Source organism: Mitsuokella apri (assembly GCF_047974105.1).
In the GTDB taxonomy this organism is placed as follows: domain Bacteria; phylum Bacillota; class Negativicutes; order Selenomonadales; family Selenomonadaceae; genus Mitsuokella.
Map to the genome: position 1 here is coordinate 1 of NZ_JBHYRS010000008.1, position 13,779 is coordinate 13,779.

Genomic DNA, 13,779 nt, shown 5'->3' on the forward strand with positions numbered 1-13,779 from the left:
CGAAAATATGGCAGACGGCTGACGCTGGACGATTTGTACGAGAATATTTGGAAGAAGACTTGCCAAATGGACCAGCTCCTGGTGACACACAAGGTGGTAAAAGCCAAGATTTTCGGCGATTGCCAGGTCCACGCTTACGTGACTCTGAGCAAAAGCGGCTCACGCCGTCTCTTCCTCAGTACGGTTGAGCCCATGGCTCTGCATATGAGCGTTGCCTGGCAGAGCAGCAAAATACTGCGTGATGCCAGCTCCAGAGAAATGGAATTCTACCCACTTCGTCTCTACAAGCTCCGCTGGGCCATTGAGACGAACTATTACGAGCAGAAGATGTTTTGGCAGCTGAGCCATTACATGGTCCGCAAGCAGACGAGCATTGAGCATCTGATGAATCTCACAAATGCGGGGCATGCCGTGGTGAAAATGCTGCCGTATCTTGACGATGCCTTTCAGTCCCACCAGAATGACAGTCCACAAGAGCTGCGGCATTTACTAAGCTGGCAGATCCAGCGCGAAATAATTTTTGCCACTTTGGCCCAAAAGGCCAAAACTAGCAAAAATCCGAAGGCCTTGCTCAAAGCCTTGCAAGACGTAATTCGGTCTGATGAAGAGGCTGCTTAAAGTTGTAAACTACTGCCCCCTCTAAAAATGAATGTTTCCCTCTTGAGCAAACTAGGACAGCGGCTGATATTTGGCGGCAAAAACTGCGGACTCCCAAGAAAAGAAAGTACCCGTCATCATCGCTGCTATGATATCCCTGCATAGCCAAATGAAAAATGACGGCTTCGATCATCCGTACCATCGAAATCAGCCAACGGCAGGTTCAGGAGACGCAGGTCTCCGGCAAGTTTTGAGTGGCCGCCGGGGCGCGCCATATCTAGGTTAAAAGAGCGTTTCACAGCGTGAAATGCAGAAGTGCGCCTAACAAAAGCCAGGGCGATATTCCCGGCAGCTGCTGTTTTGGATTTTTGCCGAAGGAAGAACTTCTTCTTTCGCCTCAGGAATGTCTGAAAAATGGCAGCATGATGAAGACCGTGTAAAATGATTTGGCAAGGCCTTAGACGAGATCCTGGGAGGTTACAGAGGCGGCTGCATCATGTAAGGGAATTGGAATGCTCAGGATAGATGAAGCTTTTCCCGATGGCCGGTGTCTGTTTTAGAATAGTATAGCACAAAAAAGGCAGCAGTGAATTTTTTACTGCTGCCCAATCAACGTAAGTTTGTTTTGCGGCTTTTACTATGATTTTATTTTATACAGTTGCTTGCCAATTTAAGCAGCATTCCTGCTTAGGCTGCTTCAGAAGCTGTAAGCTGCTGTTGACTTTATGAAGATGCTTCAATTATCACGGTCACCCGGAAGGTCGGTAAGGTACCATTCGCCGTTCACTTTTTTCATCGGCTGCGTACCGAGGCTGACGCCGTTTTTATTGGCGAGAGTAACGATTGCACGATCCCCCTGAATCTTCACGGACTTGACTTTTGCATCGGCCAGCATGTCAATCAAAGAGCTCTTGAGTGCCGTATTTTTGCTGGCTGCACCTGGATGACGGAAGGCCTTGTCGCGGCCCTGCTGCATGCCCTTCACGATGAGGTCACGCTTCTCTTCCGGATAAAGAGAAGCGAACTTTTCAATGTCGTCGTCACTCAGTTCGTCCGGTGTCTTCGCTCCGATTTCAGTCATGACCTTGATGCTGTGGTCTACGGCACGCTCAACCTGTTTTTCTGGTGAAAAATACTCATATCCGCCAAAAGCAATGCCACAGAGAATGGCAACGATGAGGACCAGTTTTACAAGACCGGAAAGTGAATGGAAGCGGCTGACGCCATCATTGAGCATCTGCTTGCCCTTTTCGGCATCCATGTTCTTGATGCTGTCGGCCGCAGCCGAAGCTTTGTCATGGAGCTTCTGACGATTTTCCTCAGAGAAGGCTTCTTTTGCCTTGCTGCCAGCTTCGGACAGAGCCTGTGAGGCACTCTCTTTGATATCATTCAGGCCGGAGCTGTCCGCTGCGCCCTGTGTCAGTTTGATGCCGCAGTCCTTGCAGAAGTTATCGCTGTCCTTGTAGTGTCTGCCACATTTGCTGCAAAATTTCATGATGCATATCTCCTCTCATCTCTCTGCATATGATTCCCGCTCCGGTACCTCGCGGCTCGGAAGCTTATGGTTTTATCATAGAGGATGTGAGGCGCGGCAGTCTGTCAAAAAAACTGTGAGGTTGACAGGGATTTGAGGATTTGCATCGTATATTAAAAGTATGATTACATAACGATTAGAAGGAGTGGGGCTTGTGCGCAGAAATATCATGGTCATGGTTCTGAGTGATGTGCAGTTTTCAGGGCCGAATGTACGTGAATCGTATTATTCGGATCTCGGACGGCAGGTCAGGACTACGAATGAGTCGGCAATCCGGGCCTTGCAGAGGGAGCTGGCAAATAAGGGAGAAAACCTTGACCGGATTTACGCTTTTGCCACACAGACGGTACAGGGCAGGATGATGTATGCGCCAGACAAGAAGAACCATCCGAACGATATGATACCGTATCAGTATAACGGCAAAGAGATTTCACATCTTGCTTACATAGAAGAGCAGGTCAGGGATATTATCCCGAAAGACCGTTGGCATATTATCGAGGAGCGGCATCTCGGTGAAGATAATGTTTCGCTGCCGATGAATCGGACTCTTTTTTATACGCTGCAGATTGCTGACCGGATCCAGCAGGACGTTAGGGAAATCCGTCAGGCAGATCCTGAGGCAAAGATTGTCCTGCATGCAGACTGTACAGGCGGCCAGCGTCATGCCATCATGATGCTGGTCGATATCATCCGTCTCCTGCAGTACAATGATGTTGAAATTGGCGAATTGTTTTACTCGAACTGGAACCGCGATACGCAGCAGGGAAAAGTCGAAACTGTAAACGATGTTTACGCCTTTTATAATCTGATTGCCGGTGCGGAAGAATTCGTGAACTTCGGCAGTGTCAAGGATATGCAGGGATATTTTGAACATCGGAATATCTCAGAAGAATTGCAGGAACTCCTGGAGGCCATGGCTGAATTTGCAGATGAGGTCAAGCTCTGCCGCCGCTGGCGTTTCGTCGATGCTGTTGACCATTTAAAAGCAGCAGTTGAGCGGTTTGAAGCAAAATGGCAGGGCCGGGAAATCTTTGCAGATGAGGTGTTTTTAGCCAATGATGATGTACGCCTCAATGATATGCTGATGTTCCAGCTGCTGCCGCAGATTCACAAGGATTATGGCCAGCTTTTGCAGGAAAGCAAACATACCTCATTGGATTTGATTCGCTGGTGTTTGCAGCAGAATCTTCTGCAGCAGGCGCTGACTCTCTACACAGAAGGAATTCCGGATATCCTGTTCGACCGCGGCCTGATTGCGATGACGGATGAGCCCGCGCAGCATAAAAATCTGGAAAAGATTTATAAGAAACATGGCGGCGAACTGACACAGGGTTTTTATTTTCTCAATCATTTCGGCTATGGCAGTCCCGAGGCCAAGAAAGAGCATGATAAAAAAGTTTCGCAGAATGTACAAGCACAGACATCAGCGCTGAAAATATTATTCTGCGAACAGGTCAATAAGTGTGCCAGTGTTGAAATGGCAGAAGCTGCTTTTCGCGAGCTCGATGAGCAGTCGGAATCCGTGCATATCCAGGGCATTCATGCTCTTGGCAAAATATTTTCCTGGCTGGCCATGCTTCAGAAAGATAATGAACGGATCCATAAGCCTGGCTCGTATCGTGTACTGCAGCAGACCATCATGAAAATGTATTGGCGTACCTTGAATAAAGAAAGAAAAGCGGATAAGCCAAAAGACTGGGATATATTGTCTGCCAGAAAAAAATGCAAGAGATTGACGGGGTTCCTTAAGGGCAATATCACGGAACAAAATGTTGTCAATCTGGCCGGCGGCATTGGCGAAAGAGGGTCGTTCAACATCAGGTGGAGACTATTTGCACACGACGACTTTATCATCCGCACAGACCCGCAGCAGCTGTATCACTTTCTTGATGAGTACGCTGTCATCAAAAATGAACGAAACCACGCAAATCATGCCAAAGAGCAGCAGGGCGTTTTCGATACTGCAGAAAGTCTGATGAGCTTCATGTGGGAAAATCTGAAACAGCTTACATCGTTAAAAGTAAAAAATCCGGAGGAATGAAATGATTACAATTGCACTTGACGAAAATGGAGATTTTGAAGGCTTGGGCAGCGCCGCAAACGAGCCGGTATTTTTAGCCGGACTGCTCTACGATGACGGCGGCGATGAGCAGGACACGGAAAATGAACGCGACCGCGTTGTGGAATATTATCAAAGAGTATGCGCGACCGTTGGCGGCCGTTTCCCTGAAGCTCTGCACATCAGCCATGCCGGCAATAACGGCGGCTATGTCGCAAAAGTCAAAGAGGAAGTCGGCTCAAGCTTAGGCGAATTTTTGCGTCATGGCACCTATAAGAAAAAAGCCCTTTCCCGTTATCCGCGCCGCGGCAAATATCTGCTCTTTATGCAGCTGAAAAGCAATCAGGGCAAGAAGAGTCTGCGCGGCAAAGAACTCTGCCAGCTAGTCAAAGATGATTTTGCCAGCAATCTCTATATGCATATGGCCGAGGATGTCGTATCGCGTTTGATTTTTCATAATCCGTATCGTCAGGATGTCCATAAGGTTCGCTTTGATCTGCCGACCCGTATGATGGTACTCGACAACCATCAGGAGAAAAAGATTGATGAATACCGTAAGATTGGCTATAAAGACTATATTTTCGACGGCAATCCTCCGGCCGATGCCGATAAAAATACGTATCTGCAGATTGCCAATGACAACAACTACCGTGCAGCCATCAGTCGTGAAATCATGGCGTCTGGAAAGACGGACCTCGATGTGGAACGCATGAGTGTAAGCTCCATCTATTACGGTCCTATTGACCTGAAACGGGCCAAACGCATGGCCTTCCTTTATATGGCAGACTCGATCTGCTCTCTTTTGAACTGGAACCGGACGGGCAATAATCCGGTCGAATGGCTTGCATGCTTTGCCAAACAGGCACATGAACTCAACGGTTCTTCGCAGAATATCTTTTTTGCCTATGATGACGTCGACACGCTCTTTAGTCAGGCCTGGCATGCCGCAGAGCAGGGCGATTATTTCAAGGCCCTGAGCCTGAGCTTTACGGCGCAAAAATCGCCGAGCAAGTTTGCCGAGTTTTACCAGAAGAACTGGTTCCCCATTCTTGAAAAAGAAATCTGCCAGCATGCGGAAAAAACAGAACTCGCCCTGTCCCTGCGCCGTTTTCAGGAGTATTCGTATGAAGAAAATCTCGAGCAGGAACGGCTCTGCTATATCTTTGAAAAAATGCAGCAGGCGGTAGAACAAAGAATGCAGGCAGGGGAGATGGACAAAGCAGCGGCCTTTGATCTCTATGATGCCGGTTTCTCTGCCTATAACCATACGGGCCAGAGCAGTCTGGCTGAGCATTGTTTCTACAAATGTAAGGAACTTGCTCCTGCTGTCGATATCGAGGCCTATCTGCGCATGCTCAATAAATATGCCGTCTGGCGCAATGATGTGCTGGACTTTGAAGCAGCAAAAGAGACGGCGGAAATCATCGTGCTCTATGCAAAGGATTTGTCGAAGATGCGTGGGGAGCTCTTTGGCAACGAGTCGGCAGAGTCGGCTACCTACGGCCGTGCCAAGAGTCAGTGCGGTCAAGCGTATGCTTTCCTCAAAGACACGCAGGCCGAAGATGCTTTTCTGGAAGCCCTGAGTCATTTTGATAAGGATTCTGCCGACTACTTCATCACGCTCTCGTATCTGCTTCATTATTATATCGAGCAGGGAGATACCGAGAAATACGACCATTATGCGGAGATTTACTTTGGCGGCCAAAAAGAACCGAAAAAGCAGTTCGACTTCCTGATGCAGGCAGGGCAGGGAGAGCATCCGCGCTTCACGCTGAAATTTGCCTTCTTCGTATTCATCAAGGGACTTTGCAAGCTGCATCGGGCTGAAGTCAAAGGACAGCTGCGCACAGATTTGCTGGAAATCGAAAAAACCTTCCATCGCTATCATGCGGATGAGCAGATCAATGGCCATCCATGGGAGATTATCTATAAATATCTCGGCATCCTGGCGGCACAGCAGGGCAAAAAAGACATTGCAGAAGCCTATATGGATAAAGCTGCAGCCATCATCCCGCAAGGCGGCCCCATCATCGAAGCCATCATCGCCAATGGCAGGAGGGAATTTGCCCTGCTGGTCAATGATAAAGAAAAAGCGCAGCAGGCACAGAAAAAGATGACGGAAGCCGTAGGGCAGACAGGCAATCCTCTGGAGGATGAGGAGATTGTCGAGAGACTCTGCTATATGTATGACTGATCGAGAAATGGGGAATTGCTTTGATTAAAGAGAATCCTTATGGGATAGATACACCGTATGGCTTTAAAAGGTTTGTAATATCCAATGGTGATATCCTCGAATATGAGCAACCGTATGACCTATTAGTATTGTCCGCTAGACAGGGAAGCTATGTGCCGATGGAAGGAACTCTGATTAAGAGCTTATATCAGATCGGCATTGACGTGCATAGGCTTACCCAAAATCTGGAGTTTGATTGGCGCTATGGCAAGCATGTATGGCTGTCTAAGACAATTGATTTTATACCAGTGCCTTTTGACAGAATCGCAGGAATCGAGTTTACACGAAGAAATTGTCATGAACCAAATGCAAGCACTGTTCATAAACGCTTAAAAGCCTTTTTCAGTATGCTGATGGCAGCCGAGTATATGGGAATTCATATCCATAAGATTGTCATGCCAGTATTAGGTGCAAATTTGGAACACGTACCTGCTGATTTGGTCATAGAGGCAATAAAAGACGAGACAGAAGAAGCTTTTATGACAATTCCCTCATTGCTTTCTGTACATATCATAGAACGGGATCCTGAACGTTACCAAATCCTATCAAATGCATTTGATAGGATTGTTGGACGTCAGAAGGTAGATCTGTCTATCGCTAATTTAGATGATGGTGCTCGTGAAAAAATCGTTCAGATTGTCGAACAGGTAAAACAGATTATGACCTTTCGCAAAAGAACGCCAGAGGAAGAAAAGTCTTTTCTGGATGTGATTCATCAATTGGAAGAGATAAAATCTTATCCCTTACATAATGTTCGTTTTCAGATTCGTCTATTAGCAGAGCTCATAGCAACGGATTTGATCGGACTTAAGGGAAATCGCAAATGGAAAAAGAAAACGTTGCTTGAACAAATCGACATTTTAACAAATGAGTGTGGTCTATCTACATGGATTCGTTCGTATTGGCATATTATGCGGGAGTTAGGCAATGAAGCCGTACATATCACCGAAAAGCATCCGAATAGTGAAGATATGAATATCTTGTTTCGATGTGCAGCAGAGGTTGTACAGGCTTGGATGCAGGTTTATCAACAAATGAAAGGGTAGTCGCTTGACTAGAGCAAATACGCTGCATAGCTGTAATGACAGCTGGGGCAGCGTATTTTTATGGTTGACTGATTTGACAAAATCTTATGCCGATGATATACTGCAAAAAGTAGAAAACCTTTTTCAGGCGAAAAAACGGCGTAGGTTTTCCGATTTATTTTCGAACACCTTCATTCCTTGTGATATAAGCGCTCTGGCAGATGCGATTCACTGAAAAGCGAACATCGCATTCGTTCAGGAGTGTCAAAATGCACGGATTTTGCCGAGGTTTTCCAATTTACTTATCTGGGGCCAGTAACCCCAAGGGCTCACAGGCTCAGTATTGAGCCTTACCTGATACCGTAGTCGGTATTGAAACAGCTAGTGTGCTCTTTACCAAATACACGAATGATGTATTGAGCCTTACCTGATACCGTAGTCGGTATTGAAACGCGAAAAAGAGCGGCAGAAAGGAGGCTTCATCATGAAATTGAGCCTTACCTGATACCGTAGTCGGTATTGAAACCGTGGCCGTGTAGAGAACGCCGTTCACGTACTCTTCTATTGAGCCTTACCTGATACCGTAGTCGGTATTGAAACATTGATGGTGTGCGGGGTGAGGTTAATGAGTTCCATGAATTGAGCCTTACCTGATACCGTAGTCGGTATTGAAACAGATCGACAAGATTTGACAGCGTACCGATATCCGTATTGAGCCTTACCTGATACCGTAGTCGGTATTGAAACCTCCTAACGGTAAGAATCTTCTTCTCTCATTCCTTCATTGAGCCTTACCTGATACCGTAGTCGGTATTGAAACGGCATAAGCCTCAGCAAAAGAAACAACAGAAACGTTATTGAGCCTTACCTGATACCGTAGTCGGTATTGAAACACGCAAAAATAAAATATCTTAATTGAGGGCACGAAGATTGAGCCTTACCTGATACCGTAGTCGGTATTGAAACTAACGGTGAATTAATTCTGGCGTGATACGAACGCCACATTGAGCCTTACCTGATACCGTAGTCGGTATTGAAACGTTTTGATACCGATACCAGTCTTGCCGAATACAATTAAATTGAGCCTTACCTGATACCGTAGTCGGTATTGAAACCAGCACATAGGGCATCGAAGCGTGCGCGATTACCATTGAGCCTTACCTGATACCGTAGTCGGTATTGAAACAGCCAGCGCCTTATTCAGACGAGTCTTGCTGATGTGATTGAGCCTTACCTGATACCGTAGTCGGTATTGAAACACGAGCTTTCGCTACTCTTCTTGTCGAGAACAATACGGCATTGAGCCTTACCTGATACCGTAGTCGGTATTGAAACCGCCCATTTATAAATTAAAATATTCGCTTTGCCGTCATATTGAGCCTTACCTGATACCGTAGTCGGTATTGAAACACTGAAGCCTCGTCAAGAGCAGCTATCATCTGGATATTGAGCCTTACCTGATACCGTAGTCGGTATTGAAACATGATGACGAGGCGCCCTGCAAAGCGGGTACCTTCTATTGAGCCTTACCTGATACCGTAGTCGGTATTGAAACTGCCCTCGGAATCCTTGACATAGAATCCTTCGGATTGAGCCTTACCTGATACCGTAGTCGGTATTGAAACAAACATTTCTCCTTTCGAGATATAAAAAATAGCTACATTGAGCCTTACCTGATACCGTAGTCGGTATTGAAACACGAAGTCCGGATCGACATGGACCGTGCAGCCATCGCATTGAGCCTTACCTGATACCGTAGTCGGTATTGAAACAGCAGCGAGCGATATCCCCGGAAGTCGGGATGTCAATTGAGCCTTACCTGATACCGTAGTCGGTATTGAAACTTGACCATCTTGTGCGCCGGTTTTGCTTTCGGAAATTGAGCCTTACCTGATACCGTAGTCGGTATTGAAACCTGCCGCTTCTTTTTGCGGCCGATAAAAAAAGTACGCTATTGAGCCTTACCTGATACCGTAGTCGGTATTGAAACCGCAGAGTGTTGCGAAACGGGCTTTGTTGCCACAAGCATTGAGCCTTACCTGATACCGTAGTCGGTATTGAAACGTGCGCGACTCGGCTTGGTGAGATGCTCCTCGATGATATTGAGCCTTACCTGATACCGTAGTCGGTATTGAAACAGCTCGGCTTCTCTCTTCTCGGCATTTGCTCGACATTGAGCCTTACCTGATACCGTAGTCGGTATTGAAACGCTAACCAATTCTGCGGGTTCGCTGTCAATATACTATTGAGCCTTACCTGATACCGTAGTCGGTATTGAAACTCGACATGGTAAAACCTCCGCGTATTTCTATTGCGCTATTGAGCCTTACCTGATACCGTAGTCGGTATTGAAACCACGCCAGTTTAAACCAGACTTTCACTGGTACCCCCATTGAGCCTTACCTGATACCGTAGTCGGTATTGAAACACAAGGTAGTGACGCAGCCATTTCATGGGAAACTCATTGAGCCTTACCTGATACCGTAGTCGGTATTGAAACCCGTGGATCAGGAATCCTTAAGCAAGATACACCGGTATTGAGCCTTACCTGATACCGTAGTCGGTATTGAAACCGACGTACCGCCGAGCGGGGTGTAGCGGATGACCTGCAGATTGAGCCTTACCTGATACCGTAGTCGGTATTGAAACGAGATCGAAATCTCCCCAAGAAACGACTTATTCTTCCAATTGAGCCTTACCTGATACCGTAGTCGGTATTGAAACGCGGAGGAGTTATGGCTCTTCTCGGAGAAAAGAGAGATTGAGCCTTACCTGATACCGTAGTCGGTATTGAAACTGCCGGGAAGCTCGTCGTGATCTGCGACAACAAGCAGATTGAGCCTTACCTGATACCGTAGTCGGTATTGAAACAACGTCCGGAGCGGAAAAGAACTTGCGCATATCCTGATTGAGCCTTACCTGATACCGTAGTCGGTATTGAAACGTGTCGTCGCGTTCTGGCGGCACGCCTTGACGGAGGCATATTGAGCCTTACCTGATACCGTAGTCGGTATTGAAACGAATACCGTCATCTGGCCGAGATTTTTCGCCTCGGATTGAGCCTTACCTGATACCGTAGTCGGTATTGAAACCCATTGGCACGGAATGCCATGATGTTGTAGCTACGTCATTGAGCCTTACCTGATACCGTAGTCGGTATTGAAACCCAGCGTCAATTTTGCCATCGGCAAAAGAGTAGACTTTGGATTGAGCCTTACCTGATACCGTAGTCGGTATTGAAACGACCAAACGCCAGCTACTGAGAATGAAAAACATGCAGATTGAGCCTTACCTGATACCGTAGTCGGTATTGAAACTCGGAGGCATGAAACCGACGGCCCGCATCTGCCTATTGAGCCTTACCTGATACCGTAGTCGGTATTGAAACCCTTATTGGAGATTTTACAACCGTTACAAATCTTCATTGAGCCTTACCTGATACCGTAGTCGGTATTGAAACGCCTCGAAACGCATCGTCGATCTCGTGCCTGTCCCGGAGATTGAGCCTTACCTGATACCGTAGTCGGTATTGAAACTCTTCCTTTAAAGGAACAGTCCAAGATCTTTGACAAGATATTGAGCCTTACCTGATACCGTAGTCGGTATTGAAACTAAAGTCATTAGCTGTTCCCTTAATCCAATTCCAAGCTGATTGAGCCTTACCTGATACCGTAGTCGGTATTGAAACATCTGTGATAAGCTGCGGATAGTAGCTGTCCGGAATTGAGCCTTACCTGATACCGTAGTCGGTATTGAAACCCATTGGCACGGAATGCCATGATGTTGTAGCTACGTCATTGAGCCTTACCTGATACCGTAGTCGGTATTGAAACCCAGCGTCAATTTTGCCATCGGCAAAAGAGTAGACTTTGGATTGAGCCTTACCTGATACCGTAGTCGGTATTGAAACGACCAAACGCCAGCTACTGAGAATGAAAAACATGCAGATTGAGCCTTACCTGATACCGTAGTCGGTATTGAAACTCGGAGGCATGAAACCGACGGCCCGCATCTGCCTATTGAGCCTTACCTGATACCGTAGTCGGTATTGAAACCCTTATTGGAGATTTTACAACCGTTACAAATCTTCATTGAGCCTTACCTGATACCGTAGTCGGTATTGAAACGCCTCGAAACGCATCGTCGATCTCGTGCCTGTCCCGGAGATTGAGCCTTACCTGATACCGTAGTCGGTATTGAAACTCTTCCTTTAAAGGAACAGTCCAAGATCTTTGACAAGATATTGAGCCTTACCTGATACCGTAGTCGGTATTGAAACTAAAGTCATTAGCTGTTCCCTTAATCCAATTCCAAGCTGATTGAGCCTTACCTGATACCGTAGTCGGTATTGAAACATCTGTGATAAGCTGCGGATAGTAGCTGTCCGGAATTGAGCCTTACCTGATACCGTAGTCGGTATTGAAACAAATTCTCTTTTCGTAAAAACGCGAAAAGCGGAAATTGAGCCTTACCTGATACCGTAGTCGGTATTGAAACGAAGAACTTATCTTTGGGGGCAACCTGAAGAATACGAAATTGAGCCTTACCTGATACCGTAGTCGGTATTGAAACTACTAAGCGGCGAGCATTGATGCCGGAAAGGCCGTCACGCATTGAGCCTTACCTGATACCGTAGTCGGTATTGAAACCACGATCCACTGACCGTCGCTGTGACCCGTGTTGCATTGAGCCTTACCTGATACCGTAGTCGGTATTGAAACTGTCTCATGATGATCAACAACGTCCTTTACGATATCCATTGAGCCTTACCTGATACCGTAGTCGGTATTGAAACGGTATGCATGGATCTCGATGGTCACGCCTGCGGGGAATTGAGCCTTACCTGATACCGTAGTCGGTATTGAAACGCCTCGTCGAGCTTTGTGTCAATGACGCGCACGGCCTATTGAGCCTTACCTGATACCGTAGTCGGTATTGAAACACATGACTATACGACAGTTCCGTTTCCTGGCAGAACATTGAGCCTTACCTGATACCGTAGTCGGTATTGAAACTGCTAAATTTATGATTGAGCCTCCGGAGGAGATATATTGAGCCTTACCTGATACCGTAGTCGGTATTGAAACCGCAGTAGCCGCAAAGTACGGCTGGTTTACGCGTACTATTGAGCCTTACCTGATACCGTAGTCGGTATTGAAACCTCCCATATAGAGAATATGGGGAAGAGGCACGAAAATTGAGCCTTACCTGATACCGTAGTCGGTATTGAAACCTTAAAGTGAATGGATTTATTAACTGTATCCATTACCCATTGAGCCTTACCTGATACCGTAGTCGGTATTGAAACTATACTGCTGGCGATATACGATACCTCTTCTCTTGATTGAGCCTTACCTGATACCGTAGTCGGTATTGAAACACCTGCGTGGGGTGCGCGACCCGGCTTGGTGAGATGCTCATTGAGCCTTACCTGATACCGTAGTCGGTATTGAAACTCCTTTCTCTCCCTCCGGAGAAACACCAGACCACGGAATTGGGCCTTACCATTTACCGTTTTCGGTTTAAAATATAATGATTGGTTAGAAGAGAGTGAAGGCAGTGCATACCATAGGATTATTCTTATTCGTCGTCGGTCTGATACTTCAGCTGTTGGAATCGAAGTATTTTGGCTAGGATCATCTAATGCCAAGAAGTAATACGGAATATATTGCCGATAAATTTTGCGAAATAATATGGGTCACCGGTCTGATTTTTATGGCCTTTCTCGCTTAGCCGCTAAAACCTCACAGTTTTTTTGATGCATGGGAAAAATCCCCGACTGCTATACTGAAAACATCATCGGATGCTGCAGATAGCGTCGGGGATTTTGTTGTGTTTGGCAGGATTTTGATTAAAGTATGTTGAATTCAGTATTAAATTGTGGTTATAGCCTGTTTTAGAGAACGGCCATACATTTTAGAAAGAGATGATGCTATGGATGCTGTTTTTGTCAATCATACGAATCATCCTTCGGCACATTGGGCAAAAGAGGAGCTGCAGGCGGCGAGGTCTTTTGGTGAGGTTATGGATATTGGCTTTCCGGCCATTCCATCAACGGCCGAGGAAGCTGATATTTGGCAGCTTGCCAGAGACAATGCGAGGCATATCGCAGAGCTTTCGCCGGCAGCCGTGCTTTGCCAGGGGGAGTTTACGTATACGTACGCACTTGTTACAGAATTATTAAAGCGTAATATCTGCGTGCTGGCAGCCTGCAGTGAACGGATTGTCGAGGAACATGTCGAGGCAGACGGCTCAACACGCCGTATTTCACAGTTCCGTTTTACGCGGTTTCGCCGTTATGGCTGCCTGTGAGCAGCAAGAGGGAGGAGTT

5 protein-coding genes, 1 pseudogene and 1 CRISPR repeat array are annotated in these 13,779 nt (G+C 46.7%); of the genes and pseudogenes, 5 read left to right on the forward strand and 1 reads right to left on the reverse strand.

Translation table 11 applies throughout. The features are described from left to right. Nucleotides 1-618 (forward strand): annotated as a pseudogene (locus ACE419_RS09840) (IS701 family transposase); the annotation flags it as partial. A gap of 715 nt (nucleotides 619-1,333) precedes the next feature. Here the strand turns inward: ACE419_RS09840 and ACE419_RS09845 are convergent. After that, nucleotides 1,334-2,092, reverse strand: a complete 759-nt coding sequence (locus tag ACE419_RS09845) for a zinc ribbon domain-containing protein (protein WP_435721876.1) — start codon at nucleotides 2,090-2,092, stop codon at nucleotides 1,334-1,336. Nucleotides 2,093-2,285: 193 nt separating this feature from the next. On the opposite strand from ACE419_RS09845, the gene ACE419_RS09850 reads away from it, so the two are divergent. The 4 genes from ACE419_RS09850 to ACE419_RS09865 all read left to right on the forward strand — a co-directional run bounded on the left by ACE419_RS09850 (nucleotide 2,286) and on the right by ACE419_RS09865 (nucleotide 13,760). After that, nucleotides 2,286-4,172, forward strand: a complete 1,887-nt coding sequence (locus ACE419_RS09850) for a hypothetical protein (protein WP_435721877.1) — start codon at nucleotides 2,286-2,288, stop codon at nucleotides 4,170-4,172. 1 nt (nucleotide 4,173) lies between these two features. Next, complete coding sequence (locus ACE419_RS09855) at nucleotides 4,174-6,384, forward strand: hypothetical protein (RefSeq protein WP_435721878.1); 2,211 nt, start codon at nucleotides 4,174-4,176, stop codon at nucleotides 6,382-6,384. A gap of 20 nt (nucleotides 6,385-6,404) precedes the next feature. After that, nucleotides 6,405-7,469, forward strand: a complete 1,065-nt coding sequence (locus tag ACE419_RS09860) for a DUF4145 domain-containing protein (RefSeq protein ID WP_435721879.1) — start codon at nucleotides 6,405-6,407, stop codon at nucleotides 7,467-7,469. 321 nt (nucleotides 7,470-7,790) lie between these two features. Continuing rightward, nucleotides 7,791-12,904: direct repeats of the CRISPR family, unit length 37 nt; unit sequence ATTGAGCCTTACCTGATACCGTAGTCGGTATTGAAAC. A 478-nt stretch (nucleotides 12,905-13,382) separates the two neighbouring features. After that, complete coding sequence (locus ACE419_RS09865) at nucleotides 13,383-13,760, forward strand: CRISPR-associated protein (RefSeq protein WP_435721880.1); 378 nt, start codon at nucleotides 13,383-13,385, stop codon at nucleotides 13,758-13,760. Nucleotides 13,761-13,779 lie beyond the last annotated feature (19 nt).